The following is a 17,284-nucleotide window of genomic DNA, read 5'->3' on the forward strand; positions in this document are numbered from 1 at the left end:
TGGAGAAGCGGACCTAGGCACTACGGGCTTATGGGGATTGTCTTGCACGACCACCAGACGACAGTGAAGACGCGCGCGTCGCTTACAGGCACCGGCGTTCACAGCGGCAAAGAAGTTTCCATCAGTTTCCTGCCCGCGGATGCCGATACCGGCATCGTGTTCCAGCTTCTCAATGGCGACGGGCAGGGCCGTGAGTTCCGCGCCCTGTTTTCCGAGATCGGCGCCACCGACCTTTGCACCATGCTTGGCGATCCCTCGGGCGAGCACATCGCCACGGTCGAGCATATCATGGCCGCCCTGTTCGGGCTCGGCATCGACAATGTCATCATCGAGATCGACGGCCACGAGGTCCCAATCCTCGACGGCAGTGCCATGGCGTTCGTCGAAGCCATCGACCAGGCCGGCATCGAGGTGTTGGCCGTCAAGCGCCGCTATATCAGGGTGGTCAAGCCGGTCCGCATCGAGAACGGCGCCTCCTGGGCCGAGTTCAGGCCCTATGACGGCACCCGCTTCGAGGTCGAGATCGATTTCGAAAGCCCGGCGATCGGCCGCCAGCTGTTCGCATCGGACATCAATGCCGATATTTTCCGCCGCGACATCGCCCGCGCCCGCACCTTCGGCTTCATGAAGGACGTCGAACGGCTGTGGGCCGCCGGCTATGCGCTGGGATCCTCGCTCGAGAACTCGCTGGTGATCGGTGACGACAACCGCGTCATCAATATGGGTGGCCTGCGCTACCCCAACGAATTCGTGCGCCACAAGACGCTCGACGCCATGGGCGACCTGGCGCTGGCCGGCGCGCGCTTCATCGGCTGTTTCCGCTCCTATCGCGGCGGCCACCGGCTGAACGCCGCCGCGCTGCGGCGCCTGCTGTCGGACCGCACGGCCTTCGAGATCGTCGAGACGACACGCCGCGAGCGTGGCCGGGCCGCCGAGATGAACGCCGTCAACGCGCCGCTCTATGCGCCCTGGATGATCTGATTTTCTTAATCTTTTTCGCATTGCATGGCGGTATGGGTGTTGCATGAATGCATCATCCATCAGCGAAATTGCATAGATTTTCGCGCTGCGGTCCGTCGCCACAAAAATGTGCGATTGGCTGGACATAGCGTTGCCGGGCAAGGCGGTTATGGTTTATGGCTGCTGCCGTCGATTAATGCATGTCGCCTAGAAGTGGGGACCATTTTTTGGGACAACAGCATGCAAGAGGCACTAAAATAACGCCGAAAGGGCGCAATCCAATCATGTTCTTCAAGCGAGTCGGTCAATCGAAAGCGCCGCAGCGGTCTGTCTTCCTGGCGCTTTCGGTGGTTGTTCCATCGCTCTTTCTGTCGGCCTGCATGTCGTCGGAGAAAGATATCGACCTTTCGACCTATGTCGACCAGACCGAGCCGGCCGACGTTCTCTACAATCAGGGCCTCGCAAACATGAATGCGGGACGCCTGGACGAGGCGAGCAAGAAGTTCGACGCCGTCGACCGCCAGCATCCCTATTCGGAATGGGCCCGCAAATCGATGGTGATGGGCGCGTTTGCCGACTATCGGAAGGGCAGCTACGAGGACGCGATCCAGTCGGCAAAGCGGTACCTGGCCCTCTATCCGTCCACGGATGACGCACCCTATGCCCAGTACATCATCGGTCTCAGCTACTATCGCCAGATCAAGGACGTGACGCAGGACCAGAAGGAAGCACGCCAGACCGTGCAGACGATGCAAGACCTGGTGACGCGCTGGCCGACGTCGGAATATGTCGACGACGCCAAGGAAAAGATCCGCTTCGCCAACGACCAGCTCGCCGGCAAGGAAATGCAGATCGGCCGTTATTATCTGGAGCGCCGCGAGTACATCGCCGCCGTCAAGCGCTTCCGCACCGTGGTCGAAAACTATTCCAACACCCGCCATGTCGAGGAAGCGCTCGCCCGCCTCACCGAAAGCTATTACGCGTTGGGCTTGACCTCGGAGGCCCAGACGGCGGCCGCGGTCCTCGGCACCAACTATCCCGACAGCTCGTGGTACAAGGATTCCTATAAGCTGCTGCAGAGCAACGGTCTGGCGCCACGCGAAAATGCCGGATCGTGGATATCCAAGGCCGGGAAGCTGATCACCGGCGCCTGACCGCGGAGCTCCGAGCGAAGCGCGCAGTGTGCTTTTTCGGATTGATCCGAAGCTCAAACAAAAAGATAGTGCGGCGCTGCGACTCCAACTGTCGGGTGCCGCCTTAATCTTTTTGTTTTCGTGCCTGTCGTTATCCCGAAACCGGGTCCACTTCTGGGCGGCATGCAATAGGTCCGGTTTCTCATGCTTTCCAGACTGTCGATCCGAGATATCGTCCTGATCGAAAAGCTGGACATCGACTTCCAGCCGGGTCTCTCCGTGCTGACCGGCGAAACCGGCGCCGGCAAATCCATCCTGCTCGATGCCCTGTCGCTGGCGCTCGGCGCGCGCGGCGATGCCTCGCTGGTGCGCCATGGCGCGTCGCAGGGCCAGGTCATTGCCGTGTTCGATGTTCCGCGCAACCATCCGGTGCGCGCGCTGCTTGCCGAAAACGCCATCGAGGATGACGGCGACGTCATCCTGCGCCGCGTGCAGACGGCGGACGGCCGTACCCGTGTGTTCGTCAACGACCAGCCGTCCAGCGTGACGCTGATGCGCGATGTCGGCCGCGCACTGGTCGAGATCCATGGCCAGCATGACGAACGCGCTTTGGTCGATCCGGGCGCGCACCGCGATGTGCTCGATGCTTTCGGCGGCCATCTCGGCGCCGTCCGCGCGACAGGCGAGGCATGGCGGCACTGGCGCGCCTGCGAGCAGGAGTTGACGCGCCATCGCGCCAAGGTGGCGGCCGCCGCCCGGGAGGCCGACTATCTGCGCGCCGCGGTCGCCGAACTGACCAAGCTCGATCCGCAGCCCGGTGAGGAAACCGAACTTGCCGAGCTGCGCGCCCATATGATGCGCGCCGAAAAGATCGCCTCCGAAATCCACGACGCGCAGGATGTGCTTTCGGGCCCGTCCTCGCCCTTGCCGCAACTGGCCAGCCTGCTGAGGCGGCTGCAGCGCAAGGCGACGGAGGCGCCCGGGCTGCTCGAGGACGTGGTCAAGTCGCTGGATGAAGCGATGTTGTCGCTCGACGCGGCGCAATCGGGCGTCGAGGCGGCGCTTCGCGCCACCGAATATGACCCGCAACGGTTGGAGAAGGCCGAGGAGCGGCTGTTTTCGCTGCGCGCGGCCTCGCGCAAGCACAGCGTCGCCGTCGACGATCTGGCGCAATTGCGCGACACGATGGTTGCCGATCTAGCCGACCTCGATGCCGGCGAGGAGCGCCTGCACGGACTGGAAAAGCAGGCCGCCGCCGCGCGCGAAACCTACGACATCGCTGCCGCACAGCTGTCCTCGCTTCGCCATGCCGCGGCGGTCGGCCTGACCAAGGCGGTGATGGCCGAATTGCCGGCGCTGAAGCTCGAACGCGCGGCCTTCATCGTCGAGATGAAGAGCGAGGCCGAGAGCCGCATGGAGGAGGGCATCGACCAGATCGAGTTCTGGGTGCGCACCAATCCTGGCACGCGGCCCGGCCCGATGATGAAAGTCGCGTCGGGTGGCGAGCTGTCACGCTTCCTGCTGGCGCTGAAAGTGGCGCTTGCCGATCGCGGTTCGGCGCCGACACTGGTTTTCGACGAAATCGACACCGGCGTGGGCGGCGCGGTGGCCGACGCCATCGGCCAGCGGCTGGCGCGGCTGTCGAAGCGTGTCCAGGTGCTTTCCGTCACCCATGCTCCGCAAGTGGCGGCGCGCGCGGCAACACATTTCCTGATCTCCAAATCGGGCAGCACCGACCGTGTCGCGACCGGAATTGCCGAGATGGACAGGACGGCGCGGCAGGAGGAGATCGCCCGCATGCTGGCCGGCGCCACTATCACCGACGAGGCGCGCGCCGCCGCCGAGCGGCTGCTGCGCGAGAATACAAACGCGGCATGAGACTATCGGGCGTCATGAGGCGAGTCAGGATATGGCTCCATCCTGCTGTTCAGGAATGATCTTTTCCGAAAACCGGTTCCCACCTTTCACGATCATGCTCTATTGTGGCGCGCCACCGTTCAGGGACAAAAAGCATGGCCGAAAAACCCGTCGATTCGCTCAGCGAAAGCGAGGCTGAAGCCGAACTCCAGCGCCTTGCCGAAGAGATCGCCGGTCACGACCGGCGCTACCATGCCGAGGACGCACCTACGATCACGGACGCGGAGTATGACGCGTTGCGACGGCGCAATCTTGCCATCGAGGAGCGCTTTCCCGGGTTGGTGCGTGAGGATTCGCCCTCGCTCAGGGTTGGTGCCGCACCGGCGGAAGGCTTCACCAAGGTGCGCCACGCCGTGCCGATGCTCAGCCTCGCCAAGGCCTATACCGACGAAGACGTCACCGATTTCATCGACCGTGGCCGGCGCTTCTTCGACCGCGACAAGGACCTCGACATCGCTTTCACCGCCGAGCCGAAGATCGACGGGCTGTCGGCTTCGCTGCGTTACGAAAAGGGTGTCTTCGTGCAAGGTGCGACGCGCGGCGATGGTGCGGTCGGCGAGGACATCACCGCCAATTTGAGGACCATCGCCGACATTCCCGCGAAGCTCAAAGGATCAGGCTGGCCTGAAATCATCGAGATCCGTGGCGAAGTCTATATGACCTATGCCGAATTCGAGGCGCTCAAGGCGCGCTCGGCGGCTGTCGGCGGCCAGGATTACGTCAATCCGCGCAATACGGCGGCCGGATCGCTGCGCCAGAAGGATCCCTCCGTCACCGCCAGCCGCAACCTCAAATTTTTCGCCTATGCGTGGGGCTATACTACGGCCGATCCGGCGCCGACCCAGTACGAATCGGTGCAGAAATTCGCCGATTGGGGTTTCAAGATCAGCCCTCTGATGGTGCGGGCCAAATCGGTCGAGGAACTGGTCGCGCACTACCACCGGATCGAGGAGCAGCGCTCGTCGCTCGGCTATGACATAGACGGCGTCGTCTACAAGGTCGACCAGCTGGAGCTGCAGCGCCGCTGGGGTTTCGTCACCGGTGAGCCGCGCTGGGCCGTCGCGCACAAATTCCCGGCCGAACAGGCGATGACGACCGTGCAGAAGATCGACATCCAGGTCGGCCGAACCGGCACGCTGGCGCCGGTCGCGCGGCTTGCGCCGGTGACCGTCGGCGGCGTCGTGGTGGAAAACGTCACGCTGCACAATGAGGATTATATCAAGGGCCTGGACAGCACCGGCCAGCCGATCCGCGACGGCATCGACGTGCGCATCGGCGACACCGTCGTGATCCAGCGGGCAGGGGATGTCATTCCACAGATCGTCAGTGTCGTCATCGACAAGCGTCCGCCCGATGCCGTGCCATACGAATTCCCGCACACCTGCCCGATCTGCGGCTCGCCGGCGACGCGCGAGATCAACGAGAAGACCGGCAAGGAGGATTCGCGCCGCCGCTGCACCGGCGAACTGATCTGCCCGGCGCAGGCCGTGGAAGGGCTGCGCCATTTCGTGTCGCGCGGCGCCCTGGATATTGAAGGCCTGGGCGCGGAGAATATCGACACGTTCTTCAATGCCGGGTTGATCAAGACAGCCGCCGACATCTTCACGCTGAGGGAGCGCCGCCCCGCCGTGACCAAGGCGCTGGCCGAGCGGCGCGAGGAGCAGGCAAGGCAGCGCGAGGCGGCGTCCGGCAAGACGCGCAAGAATGTGCGCAGCGTCGAGGACCGCAACTATGAAGGCCTGGACAAGCTGTTTGCGGCAATCGATTCGCGCCGCGAGCCGGAGCTCGACCGCTTCATTTTCGCGCTCGGCATCCGCCATATCGGCGAAACCACGGCCGCGGTACTTGCGCGAACCTTCTCGACCATCGAGGAGCTTATCCGAGTCGGCAAGGAGACTGCGGCGGCGGAGAATCCGCATGCGGTCTTCCCATCGATCAACGGCATTGGCGATACGGTGATCGATGCGCTTCGCGATTTCTTCGGCAACGAGCGCAATGACGACGTGCTCGAGAAGCTGCTGCAGCAGGTCAAGCCGAAGCCATATATCGTCACCGTCTCGGCCGACAGCGAAGTCGCCGGCAAGACGATCGTCTTTACCGGTTCGCTGGAAAAGATGACCCGCTCGGAAGCCAAGGCGATGGCCGAGCGTCTCGGCGCCAAGGTGGCCGGCTCGGTTTCGGCCAAGACCGATTTGCTGGTGGCCGGTCCTGGCGCCGGTTCCAAGCTCAAGCTTGCCAGCGAACTCGGCGTCGAAGTCATCGATGAGGACACCTGGCTGCAGCGGGTCGGCAAATCGTGACGGACGGGGCATTCAAAGGGTTCGGCCCAAAGGCCATTCCGTTCCTGAAGGCATTGGATTTCCACCAGAGTCGCGAGTGGTTCCTGGAAAACCGCGACCTCTGTTCGAAAAGGAATTGCGCGACCCACTGGGCGATCTGGTCGAGACGCTTACGCTGCGTTTTGCGCAGGCTGGCCTCGGCCTGCGTGGCGATCGTAAGAAGTCGCTGTTCCGCATCAACCGCGACGTGCGCTTCGCCAAGGACAAACGACCCTATAACCGGCATCTGTCGGCTATCCTGTCGCCGGACGGCACCAAGATGGAGCAGGGCGTCTTCTATGTCCATATCGGGCTGGAAGGTTGCTTTGCCGGCGTCGCCTGGTGGCAGCCGGAGGCCGCGCTGCTGTTGGCGATGCGCCGGGCCATCGAGATGTGGCCAGGGAGGTTTCGCGCCATGGTGAAGGCGTTGAACAAGAATGGCCTCGAACTCGATGCCGAAGGCGGCATGAAACGCACGCCGCGTGGCTTCGAACACGTCGCCGACAAAGATCTTGTCGCCGCCATCCGCAACCGGCACTTCGCCGTTCGCCACGCAATCGACCCGGCTGCTATCCACGGGCCGGAACTGGTCGAGGAACTGGTCGATTTCGCCATGCGCGCCAAACCGTTGCTCGACTGGGGCAGGGCGATCGAGGGCACGGCGCCGGGAAGCTAATGCATGTCGCCCGGAAATGTTCTCGGTTCCGAGACAACGAGATGCATAAAATCATAAGCTTACAGGAGGTCGGCGAATCCAATTCGCCGCGACATACTGTAGCCCAGCGCTGTGATTGCGGCGCTACATCCGCATCAAAAGACCGCCGTCGACGGCCAGTTCAATTCCGGTGATGTAACTTGCCGCGTCGGAGAGCAGGAAAAGTGCTGCGTTGGCCATGTCTTGCGGCGTGCCGATGCGGCCGAGCGGCGTGTAGCTGGCGACGGCGGCGCGCTTCTCCTCGGTGTCCCAGCGCGCCTGCAATGGCGTCAGCGCCATGCCCGGGCAGATGGCGTTCGAACGGATGCGATCGCCGGCCAGTTGCATGGCGAGCGACTTGGAGAGCGCGCAGACGCCGGCCTTCGAGGCCTGGTAGGCATCCTGCGGGGTCGGATCGCCGCGATACCACTGGATGGTCGAGAAATGCACCATGGCGCCGCCGCGGCCGCCCGCGCGCATATGTGGCACGACCGCCCGCGCCGTGTGCACGAAGGATTTCAGGTTGATGTTGAAGACCTGATCCCAGACGTCGAGGTCCATCTCCAGGGCCGACTTGTCTCGGCCGAACCAGAGTACCCCTGCGACATTGGCGAGATAGTCGATGCCGCCGCGCTCGCGGCCTGCCGTGCCGATCGCCTGTTCGACGAAGGCGGCATCGGTGAGATCGCCCTGAGCGAAGATGAGCCTGTCGTCATAGGCGGCGAGCGATGCCGGGCGTTGCTTGATGTCGATGGCGGTGACGGAAGCGCCGGCATCGAGCAGCGCCAGGGTAATCGCCTCGCCCATGCCGCCGCCAGCCCCTGTGACGACCGCATGCCTGCCGGTGAAATTATAGACGATCATCCGCAACCCCTTTTTTCGCCAATCTGCAATCGCCGGACAATAGCGTGCCTTTACGCGGAACTGCATAGCTATTGTGATCTCGCGTCGATATGACGGAGCGCTGCCAAATTCCGGCGTGAAAGGCTTGCCGATGATTTCCGCTGATCGTTTGGCTCAAACGAATTCGTGTGACAAGGCTGGGCATGCCCCCTACATACCGCCACTCCTCATGGAGTGGCCGATGGCGACGGACGTGATTTCAGAGAGCGGCGCGAAAAGCGATTTCTGGCAAGGGGTTAGGCTCTCCATGCCGGTTGTGGTGGCTTCGGCGCCGTTCGCGGTGCTGTTCGGTGCGCTCGCCGTCGACAATGGGTTTTCGGTCCTTGAAGCCTTCCTGATGAGCGCGCTGGTCTATGGCGGCGCCAGCCAGATGGTCGGCATCCAGTTGTTCGGCCAGCATGTCGCGCCATGGTTGGTCGTGCTCTCGATCTTCGCCGTGAATTTCCGTCACGTGCTCTATTCCGCCGGCATCGGCCGGCGCATCGCGCACTGGCCTGTCATCAGCCAAGCACTCGGCTATTTCATCCTCACCGATCCGCAATTCGCGGTCGCCGAGGCACGCGCGCAATCCGGCCAGACTGTGGGCTTCGCCTGGTATCTGGGGCTTGGCCTGCCGGTCTATCTGTTCTGGATCGTCGAAAGCGCGCTCGGTGCGCTGTTCGGCAAGCTCATTCCAGATACGCATGCGCTGGGCATCGATTTCCTGCTGCCGATCTATTTCCTCGGCCTTGTGATGGGCTTCCGCAAGCGGCCGCTGTGGCTGCCGGTGGTCGTCGCCAGTGCCTGCGCGTCCATCATTGCCTACAAGACGGTGGGTTCGCCCTGGCACGTCTCCATCGGCGCCATCGCCGGCGTGCTGCTGGCTGTCATCCTGCCGCCGCACCATAGCGGCGTGGAGACAAGGCCATGAGCACGACATTCTGGATCATCATCGCCGGCGCGATCGCCACCTATCTCACGCGCATCGGCGGGCATCTGGTAATCTCCCGCTTCGACCACATCCATCCGCGCGTCGAGGCGGGCCTCAACGCGGTGCCGGCGGCAGTGCTGACGACGCTGGTGGCGCCGGAACTGCTGAATGCCGGACCGGCGGAGTGGGCAGCGCTGGTCGTTACCGCCCTGGTCTCGTTGCGTGGCGGGCTGATGGCGATGTTTCTGGCGGGTGCTGCGGTGTTGATCGTGGCACGGCAGTTCGTGGGATGAGAAGCCCTGCCGGCGCTATTGCTTCGAAGGTTTGCGCCGCCCCTCATTGCCCTGCCGGGCATTTCTCCCCGTATAGTGACGGGGAGAAAGACGCCCTCGCTGATGGTTTCGCCAATCGCCGGCGCCGCAGAAAAAAAGCGGCGAGGGTGCAATCAGCCCCTTCTCCCCGTCACTATACGGGGAGAAGATGCCGGCAGGCAGATGAGGGGCAGCGCCAGCCTTCCAAAGCTGAATGTCCGACGACTCAAATCTTCGCGTCGTGCGGCAGTGGTGCCGTCGCCTTTTCCAGCCAGGCCAGTGTTTCGCCGTCGAGCATCGGCCCGATCTCGGCCACGACGCGGGCGTGGTAGGCGTCGAGCCAGTGCAGTTCGTCACGGGTCAGCAAGTCCGATCGCACCAGCCTGACGTCGATCGGCGCCAGCGTCAGCGTCTCGAAAGCGTGCATGGCGATGTCGCCGCCCTCGATCTGTTCGGCCGGCGTCACCAGGATGAGGTTCTCGATGCGGATGCCGTAGGCGCCTTCCTTGTAATAGCCGGGCTCGTTGGACAGCATCATGCCTTCGAGCAGCTTTTCTGTGCCGGTGCGGGCGATGCGCTGCGGCCCCTCATGCACGGCAAGATAGGAGCCGACGCCATGGCCGGTGCCATGGGCGAAGTCGCAGCCATGCTTCCACAGCGCCATGCGGGCGACGGCGTCGATCTCGGAGCCGCGCGTGCCGGCGGGGAAGCGCAGCGTGGAAATGCCGATCATGCCTTTCAGCACCAGCGTGAAGCGCTCGCGCATCTCTTCGGTCGGCTGGCCGATCGGCACGGTGCGGGTGATGTCCGTCGTGCCGTCCTGGTATTGCGCGCCGGAATCGAGCAGGAACAGTTCGCCAGCCCGCAGCTTGCGGCTGGTGGCGCGCGAGACGCGGTAATGCATGATGGCGCCGTTCGGGCCGGCGCCGGAAATGGTGTCGAAGGAGACATCGCGCAGCGGCATCTGGGTTTCCTCGCCGGTTTGCCGGCGTGTTTCTTCGAGCCTGGTGACGACCGCTATCTCATCGAGCGAGCCGGGCTTCTGCCGGTCGAGCCAGCACAAAAGCTTGGCCACCGCCGCGCCGTCGCGGCGATGCGCGGCGCGCGAGCCGTTGATCTCGGCCTGGTTTTTGGTGGCGCGAGGGATGCGGGCGGGGTCGGGCGCGGCAATCACCGTGCCGCCATTGTCCTCGACCAGCATGCGCAGCCGGTCGGCCGCCAGCACCGGATCGAGCGCGATTTTCGCGCCGCTTTTGGCAAGTGCTGCGATCGCGGCTTCGAATTCGCCGGGCTCATGCGGATCGGCAAGCTGGGTGAGGTAGGCGGCGACCTGGCGCGAGAACTTGCGGCTGTCCATGAACAGCTGGTGCGCCCCGTCGGCGGCGAGGATGGCGAAGCCGAGCGCCAGCGGCGTGTGCGGCACGTCGCCGCCACGGATGTTGAAGGCCCAGGCGATGGAGGAGGGGTCGGTCAGCACCGCATGGGTAGCGCCTTCCTTGCCGATCGCCGTCGCCAGCCGCGCCAGCTTGTCCTTGGCGAGCTCGCCGGCAAAGCCGATCGGGTGCAGCTCGACCGGGGTCACGGGTGCGCCGGGCTGATCCTTCCAGATGATGTCGATCGGGTTCCTGTCGAGCGGCACGAGCACCGCGCCGATCTTGTCGGCGGAGGCCTGCAGCGCCTTGACCTCGCCGATCGTGTGCAGCCAGGGATCGAAGCCCAGCCGCGCCCCTTTGCCCAGGTGATCCCTGAGCCAGACAGCGGGCGGGTTGTCGACCAGGCTTTCGATCGAGAAGATGCCGAGGTCGACTTCGCCCCGCACCTGCAGCGTGTAGCGCCCGTCGACAAAGACAAAGGCACGGTCGCGCAGCACGATGGCGACACCGGCCGAGCCGCTGAAGCCGGTCAGCCATTTCAGCCGAGCCGAACGATCAGCCACGTATTCGCCCTGGTGCTCGTCGGCGCGCGGAACGATGAAGCCATCGAGGCCATTGTCGCTGAGCCACTGGCGCAGCAGCGCCACGCGCGGTTTGCCGACCGCCGGGTCGCCCGCGGAATCGAAGGTCTGGAACATGGTGGGCCTCCTTGGTATCCGCGCGACCGTAACCTATGGGCCTGGAAATGCGGAATCGATTTCCGGCTGGTGCAAACTGCTACAGCGACTGCCCGGGTGGCAACCAAATGAGGCTGGTCCAGCCATGGCGTGAAAGAGGACGGCGCCAGCATTCTCTCGGCGATGCCGCCTTGCCGATACGCATCAAGTTCTAGGAATTAGCCTGCGAGGACCGGCAACCGCCTTGCCGGCCTCAGTGCTTGAGGTGGATCGTCACCCAGCCTTCGCGGTGCAAAGTACTGATATGGCGGAAGTTCTGGCCGGCATAGGCCGAGATGACCGCGTCGCGCTGACGGTCGAGAATGCCAGACAGCACGATCGAGCCGCCAAGCGCGATATGCCTGGCCATTTGCGGCGCCAGCCGCATCAGCGGCCGCGCCAATATGTTGGCGACGATGAGGTCGAAAGGCGCGCGCCTGGCAAAGATCGGGTGGTGAAAGCCCGGCGCGGTCACTGTCTCGATCAGGCCCTTGACGTGGTTCAGCCGCGCATTGGCGGCGGCGACCCTGACCGCCACCGGATCGATGTCGGTGGCCAGCACCGGAATATGCGCCAGCTTGGCGACCGCGATCGCCAGCACCGCGCTGCCGGTGCCGAGGTCGAGCGCGTTGCGCGGGTGCTCGCGCCGCACGACTTTCTCCAGCATTTCGAGGCATCCGGCGGTGGTGCCGTGATGGCCGGTGCCGAAGGCAAGGCCGGCCTCGATCTCGATGGCGAGCTCGCCGCTGTGGCGCTTCCTGCTGTCATGCGCGCCGTGGACGAAGAAACGGCCGGCGCGCACCGGCTTCAGGCCTTCCAGCGACCGTGCCACCCAGTCGATGTCGGGCAGCGCCTCGCGCTCGATCGATCTCGACAGAGCGAGGCCGGCGAGAATGTCCTTCAGCCGCGCCTCGACCGCGTCGACGTCGCCATCGGCGTAGAGCGAGACCTCGTGGATGTCGGCGTCTTCGTCGACCTCCAGCACGGCGATCGGCAGGCCTTCATCCTCGAAGGCCGTTTCGAGCGCCGCGAAGATGCGGTCTGCCTCGATCTTTCCGGTGGTGAAATGGAGCCGCGTCTGGGTCATGTGAATTTATGTTCCTCCAGACCTGATCTTGTCCGAAAACCGGTTCCACTTTTCGGGATCAAGCTCTAGCCCTTCGCGGCGAGGCGCTTCAGCTTGGCAACGGCAGTGTCGGCACTCTCGCCATAGGCGATCGTGCCGGCGAAGTCGCCCTTGGCGTTGAGCAGCAGCACAGAGGCGGTGTGGTCCATCGTGTAATCGCCATCGCCGGTGTCGACCTTTTTCCAGTAGATGCCGAACGACTTGGCCATGGCGTGGACCTTGTCCGGGTCGCCGGTGATGCCGGTGATGCGGTCGGAGAAATTGCTGACATAGGCGTTCATCACCTGCGGCGTGTCGCGCTCCGGGTCGACCGAGACGAAATAGGCGTGCAGGCTCGTGCCGTCGTCGCCGAGCGTCTTCAGCCAGCCGGAGAGCTCGAACAGCGTCGTCGGGCAGACTTCGGGGCAATGGGTAAAGCCGAAGAAGACGACGCTGGGCTGTCCGCGGAAAGCAGCCTCGGTGATCGGGGCGCCTTTCTGGTCGACCAGGGTGAAGGGCGCGCCGAACGGTTCGCCGCCATAGTGGCCGCGATACCAGTCGAAGGTCAGCCAGCCGATGCCGGCGGCCATCAGAACGAGAATGCCGACCAGGATAGAACGCATCATCAGAAATGTCCGTCTGTAACGTCATGGGGCGCCGGCCAAACCATGCGCGCCTTGTTCGGCCACAGTCTTAGCGGTTCGGCCCCGCGCAGGCAAAGTGCCGCGTTGCCGCAACCGTTGTGGTGTTGACCCATCTGCTTGCAAAGCCGCACAGTCTGCACCACCTGAGACCGGCAACTCGAACCGAGGAGGCTTCTTTGCTCGAACTGATTGGGCTCGAACTGGCCGGGCGAAAACTGATCGGCCGCGCCTTGGCCGCATGCGTCGTGCTTGGCGCCGGCAGCGCCGTTGCCGAGGAAGTCGGCAAGGTCGGCGTTGACTGGATCGGCAACGACATCATCGTCGAGGCGATCAAGGATCCGAAAGTGGAGGGTGTCACCTGCCACGTTTCCTATTTCGATCGCAGCGTCATCGACCGCCTGCACAAGGGCAATTGGTTCGAGGATCCCAGCGATTCCTCGATCTCCTGCCGTCAGACAGGTCCGATCACGATCGGCGATATTGATACGAGCGAAGGCGGCGAGGAGGTGTTCAAGCAAGGTATCAGCCTGATCTGGAAGAAGCAGGTGGTAAACCGCATCTACGACAAGGCCAACGAAACGCTGATCTATCTGTCGCATTCACGCCAGGTGCAGAACGGCTCGGCCAAAATGTCGGTCACGACCGTGCCGCTCTACGGCCAGAACGTGGTGTGGAGCAAGGGCAAACCGAAATAGGCGGGCGAACGTCTTCCTGGTCCTGTTCTGACCGATGATCGGCCCCGGCTTGCGGGACCAATCATCACGGCGTAAAGCCGCCGGCATGGACCGTTCCGAAGATCTCGTCGCGAAAGACCCTGAGCCGCGCATCCACCCGACCGCGGAGATGAAGGGCTGCAAGCTCGGCCGCTACGCCGCGATCGGCGAACGCGTCGTGCTGCGCGAGGTCATCGTCGGCGACTTCTCCTATTTCGAACGCCATGCCGAGGCGATCTATACGACGATCGGCAAATTCTGCTCGATCGCCGCCAACAGCCGCATTAATGCGCTGGAACATCCGATCGAGCGGTTGACCCAGCACAAGGTCAGCTATCGGCCGAACGAATATTTTCGCTGGCTGGGCGTCGATGCGGCATTCCGCGAGCGGCGGCGCTCGAAGGCCGTGACCATCGGCCATGATGTCTGGATCGGCCACGGCGCGGTCATCTTGCCTGGCATCGCCATCGGCAATGGCGCGGTCATCGGCGCCAATGCGGTGGTGACGCGGGACGTGCCGTCCTACACCATCGTCGCCGGCGTGCCGGCGAAGCCGATCAAGCCGCGCTTTGCCCCCGAAATAGCGGCGCGCATCGATGCTCTCGCCTGGTGGGACTGGCCGGTCGAAAAACTCGCCAGGGCGGTTCCCGACATGCAGGCGATGCCGATCGAGGCCTTCCTCGACCGCTGGGAAAACGACGCCGTTTGAGTTCCGGCAGAGAACGGCAGGGCCTGGCCGTCGCGACCGTGCAGAGTATCAACAGGCCAATGCCTTGCGGGTAAGTGAAGCGGCCGGCTGTCTGGGTGCGAGTTGGCTCTTCGGGGAACTATTCTTCGCGCTTTCCGGAATGAAGCCCCTTCCGCCATGCGGGGGTGGCGCGGCGGAAGGGGCTGGAGGTAAACCGCTGTGAAGCGGAGGAACAGGCTCTTTGCCTGCACGGTTACCATGACATTGAACCGATAAGGTGTGTTTTGCGCCGAATGCGCGCTGAGCGTGCATTCAATTGCGCCGGTTACATTCGGTTCTCGATGGGAACCCAAAGGTCCGCCGCTTGTTTCTCAATGCCGCAAACATTGAGGGCGCTCGATACATGGAAAAGCTTTTCACCAAGGCCGCCAACTGGGTCGCCCATATAACCGGCCTGCCGCTGACCTTTGCCGGCTGCTGCCTGGTCGTCATCGTCTGGGCGGTTAGCGGGCCGGTCTTTGGTTTCTCGGACACCTGGCAACTGGTGATCAACACCGGCACGACCATCATTACATTCCTGATGGTGTTCCTCATCCAGAACACCCAGAACCGTGACGGCGCGGCGATCCAGGCCAAGCTCGACGAATTGATCCGGGTCAGCGAGGGCCACAACAACTTTATCGGCATCGAACACCTGACCGAATCCGAGGTCGAGGAGATCCGCGCCAAATGCGAGCGAGCCGCTAAGCGGCACGACGAGAAGATCGCAACCACGGCGGCAAAGAAGGCGGTTGCCCAGAAGCGAGGCGCGAAAAAGAGCGTGGCTTGAAGCTCAGCCTTTCATGAACGCCGCGAATGCGTCCTTGTGGTCGGGATGCCAGCGCGACAGGGCAGGACGGTTTTCGATAATGTCGCCGATTGCCCAGGCCATGCGCTTTTCGTCCAGCGGCCGCGCCGCCTCATTGTCCGGGCACAGGATGTAGAAGTCGCGCCTGACCAGCGATTCCAGCATGAAATCGACGACCTGTTCACCCGTCCAGGCGCCAGCGGGCTTTTCCGTCGCGCCTTCGGTGAGGCCGGTATAGGTGAAGCCGGGGATGAGCAGATGCGCCGACAGGCGGCCGCCGGGCTCGTTCCTTAGCGCGTGCGCCAGGCCTTCGGTAAAGGTCTTCACGCCAGCCTTGGAAACATTGTAGGCGAGGTTGCCGGGCGGCGTGGTGATGCCTTGCTTGGAGCCGGTGTTGACGATCAGGCCCGGCTTGGCCGCCGCCAGCATGCGCGGCGCGAAGGCTTCGACGCCATGCACGACGCCCCAGAAATTGATGTCGAGCAGCCGCTTCCAGCCATCGCGGTTTTCCCAGGGCTTTCCAGGATTGTCGCCGACGCCGGCATTGTTCATCAGCAGCGAGACCTCGCCAAAGGCGCCGAATGCCCGGTCGGCGAGGCGATCGACCTCATCGGCCTTCGAAACGTCCGATGCAACCGCAAGCACGGCGTCGTCGCCGGCGATGGCGGCAACGGCCCGCGAGGCATCGTCGAGGCGCGGACCAGCGATGTCGGCGAGCACGATCTTCATGCCCATCAACGCCAGCCGTTTGGCCGCCGCGAGGCCAATGCCGCTGGCGGCGCCGGTGATGACGGCGGTATTGCCTCGGCCAAGCGCTGGCAGGGCAGTCTGGATCTCGGCGTCGGGGATCATCGGCGGTGGTTTCCTTTTTTCGAACGGCGCCGAACTTAGCGCCGGAACGGGCTTGTGCAAGCCTTTGTGGGGGCTCGTCGGGTTGACCAGTCCGGTCGTGGCTGCGCATGCTGTGACGCCAAAAGGGAGATTTCCGATTGACGGATTGGGTTGCAATTCTGAAGGAGCAGACCGCCACCGGCGACCAGATGGGACGCGAGGTGCCACAGATGCTGGCCAACCCGGATATCAGCGAAGCTCAGGTGAAAACCTTGTTCTCCGCACTGGAAAAGCAAGCGGAGTTCGTCGAGAAACTGCGCATGGCGCTGGAGAAGTTCGGCCATGATTTCTCGATCATCAAGGCGGCGGAGCGGCTGGAAGAGCGCTACGCCGACCTTGCCGCTTCCGTGGCGGAGAAGCTGAAAGCGATGCGCGGTTAAGCAAGTCCAGGAAAGTGTGAGGTGGTTTTCCCTCAGGAATTGCGCCGGACAAAGAAGCTATTTTTCCAATACCCGTGCAAAGCGGGTGTCCGGCACCAGCCAAACCAGGGCGACGGCAACATAGAGCGCCACGCCGATCCACCGGTCGAGGAAGGTCAGCCCAACGGCCGCTACGTAGACGGCAAGCGAAATCCTTCCCTTGCGGTCGCGACCGATGGCCTTGGCGAATCCGGTATCCGGCCCATGCAGCCGATGCAGTGCAATCACCAGCATGCTGTAGGCGGTTGCACACATTACAAGGTCGAAACCGTAGACCGCGACCGGCACCGTGGCGAAATGGTTCTCGCCCATGAAGGCGGTCGTCACCGGCATTAGGGATAACCAGAACAGCAGATGCAGGTTCGCCCACAGCACGTGGCCGTCGACACGCTGCACGGTGTGGAACATGTTGTGCAGATTGTTCCAGTAGATGCCGACATTGATGAAGGAGAGCACGTAGCACAGGAAGATCGGCCACTGCGGCAGCAGGGCCGAAAAATCCTCGCCCTCCGGTACCTTCAGGTCCAGCACCATGATGGTGATGATGATCGCCACCACACCGTCGGTGAATGCCTCGACCCTGCCTTTGCCCATGATCACTGCCTCGGTCCGCGACGAATTGCCGAAAGATAGTAAATCGTTAGCGGATGTTGGCGCGCCGATAAACGGCGCACGAAAAAATCCTCAACTATATCAGGGGAAACCATACGCCCGGACCGGTGATCGTGGTGGTTGGCGTTGG

Annotated in this window: 16 protein-coding genes and 1 pseudogene; 11 read left to right on the forward strand and 6 right to left on the reverse strand. The window is 63.3% G+C overall.

The window, feature by feature from the left end:
- Positions 1-30 precede the first annotated feature (30 nt).
- From lpxC to EN851_RS00935, 5 genes and pseudogenes are all read left to right on the forward strand, one after another.
- Positions 31-981 (forward strand): UDP-3-O-acyl-N-acetylglucosamine deacetylase, encoded by a 951-nt coding sequence (lpxC, locus tag EN851_RS00915; RefSeq protein WP_127279709.1) that lies wholly within the window; start codon positions 31-33, stop codon positions 979-981.
- A 263-nt stretch (positions 982-1,244) separates the two neighbouring features.
- Entirely contained in the window at positions 1,245-2,114 is an 870-nt protein-coding gene (locus EN851_RS00920) for an outer membrane protein assembly factor BamD (RefSeq protein WP_127279708.1), read from the forward strand.
- A gap of 183 nt (positions 2,115-2,297) precedes the next feature.
- Positions 2,298-3,971, forward strand: coding sequence for a DNA repair protein RecN (recN, locus tag EN851_RS00925; protein WP_127871686.1), 1,674 nt, complete (start codon positions 2,298-2,300; stop codon positions 3,969-3,971).
- A 134-nt stretch (positions 3,972-4,105) separates the two neighbouring features.
- The gene (gene ligA, locus EN851_RS00930; protein ID WP_127871685.1) at positions 4,106-6,310 is read left to right on the forward strand and encodes an NAD-dependent DNA ligase LigA; all 2,205 of its coding nucleotides are present in this window, start codon (positions 4,106-4,108) and stop codon (positions 6,308-6,310) included.
- Positions 6,307-7,004 (forward strand): annotated as a pseudogene (locus EN851_RS00935) (TIGR02453 family protein). The gene ligA and the pseudogene EN851_RS00935 overlap by 4 nt, the downstream one beginning before the upstream one ends.
- Positions 7,005-7,127: 123 nt before the next feature.
- Here EN851_RS00935 and EN851_RS00940 read toward each other — a convergent pair.
- Positions 7,128-7,886, reverse strand: a complete 759-nt coding sequence (locus EN851_RS00940; RefSeq protein ID WP_135919267.1) for an SDR family oxidoreductase — start codon at positions 7,884-7,886, stop codon at positions 7,128-7,130.
- Positions 7,887-8,106: 220 nt separating this feature from the next.
- On the opposite strand from EN851_RS00940, the gene EN851_RS00945 reads away from it, so the two are divergent.
- Together EN851_RS00945 and EN851_RS00950 are read left to right on the forward strand one after the other, a co-directional pair.
- On the forward strand, positions 8,107-8,835 hold the full coding sequence (locus EN851_RS00945) for an AzlC family ABC transporter permease (RefSeq protein WP_127279895.1): 729 nt from the start codon (positions 8,107-8,109) through the stop codon (positions 8,833-8,835).
- The gene (locus EN851_RS00950; protein WP_135881907.1) at positions 8,832-9,128 is read left to right on the forward strand and encodes an AzlD family protein; all 297 of its coding nucleotides are present in this window, start codon (positions 8,832-8,834) and stop codon (positions 9,126-9,128) included. Before EN851_RS00945 ends, EN851_RS00950 begins: the two co-directional genes overlap by 4 nt.
- Positions 9,129-9,372: 244 nt before the next feature.
- On the opposite strand, the gene EN851_RS00960 is transcribed toward EN851_RS00950, so the two are convergent.
- The 3 genes from EN851_RS00960 to EN851_RS00970 form a co-directional block, all read right to left on the reverse strand.
- Entirely contained in the window at positions 9,373-11,217 is a 1,845-nt protein-coding gene (locus EN851_RS00960) for an aminopeptidase P family protein (RefSeq protein ID WP_135928343.1), read from the reverse strand.
- A 232-nt stretch (positions 11,218-11,449) separates the two neighbouring features.
- Entirely contained in the window at positions 11,450-12,322 is an 873-nt protein-coding gene (locus EN851_RS00965; protein ID WP_135928344.1) for a 50S ribosomal protein L11 methyltransferase, read from the reverse strand.
- Positions 12,323-12,387: 65 nt separating this feature from the next.
- Positions 12,388-12,966, reverse strand: a complete 579-nt coding sequence (locus EN851_RS00970; protein ID WP_135866380.1) for an SCO family protein — start codon at positions 12,964-12,966, stop codon at positions 12,388-12,390.
- 194 nt (positions 12,967-13,160) lie between these two features.
- Between EN851_RS00970 and EN851_RS00975 the strand changes: the two genes are divergently transcribed.
- The 3 genes from EN851_RS00975 (at position 13,161) to EN851_RS00985 (ending at position 15,214) form a co-directional block, all read left to right on the forward strand.
- Positions 13,161-13,679: a CreA family protein gene (locus EN851_RS00975; RefSeq protein ID WP_127280861.1), complete on the forward strand. Its 519-nt coding sequence runs from the start codon at positions 13,161-13,163 to the stop codon at positions 13,677-13,679.
- An 85-nt stretch (positions 13,680-13,764) separates the two neighbouring features.
- Positions 13,765-14,406: a DapH/DapD/GlmU-related protein gene (locus tag EN851_RS00980; protein WP_127280862.1), complete on the forward strand. Its 642-nt coding sequence runs from the start codon at positions 13,765-13,767 to the stop codon at positions 14,404-14,406.
- Positions 14,407-14,788: 382 nt separating this feature from the next.
- Positions 14,789-15,214, forward strand: coding sequence for a low affinity iron permease family protein (locus EN851_RS00985; RefSeq protein WP_135928345.1), 426 nt, complete (start codon positions 14,789-14,791; stop codon positions 15,212-15,214).
- 3 nt (positions 15,215-15,217) lie between these two features.
- On the opposite strand, the gene EN851_RS00990 is transcribed toward EN851_RS00985, so the two are convergent.
- Positions 15,218-16,084, reverse strand: a complete 867-nt coding sequence (locus tag EN851_RS00990; RefSeq protein WP_127871677.1) for an SDR family NAD(P)-dependent oxidoreductase — start codon at positions 16,082-16,084, stop codon at positions 15,218-15,220.
- Positions 16,085-16,221: 137 nt separating this feature from the next.
- Between EN851_RS00990 and EN851_RS00995 the strand changes: the two genes are divergently transcribed.
- On the forward strand, positions 16,222-16,503 hold the full coding sequence (locus EN851_RS00995) for a hypothetical protein (protein ID WP_023792142.1): 282 nt from the start codon (positions 16,222-16,224) through the stop codon (positions 16,501-16,503).
- Between the two features lie 57 nt (positions 16,504-16,560).
- Here EN851_RS00995 and EN851_RS01000 read toward each other — a convergent pair whose 3' ends face one another.
- On the reverse strand, positions 16,561-17,136 hold the full coding sequence (locus EN851_RS01000; protein WP_127280053.1) for a TMEM175 family protein: 576 nt from the start codon (positions 17,134-17,136) through the stop codon (positions 16,561-16,563).
- Positions 17,137-17,284: the final 148 nt, after the last annotated feature.

The sequence above is a fragment of the Mesorhizobium sp. M8A.F.Ca.ET.208.01.1.1 genome (assembly GCF_004791315.1).
Lineage (GTDB): Bacteria > Pseudomonadota > Alphaproteobacteria > Rhizobiales > Rhizobiaceae > Mesorhizobium.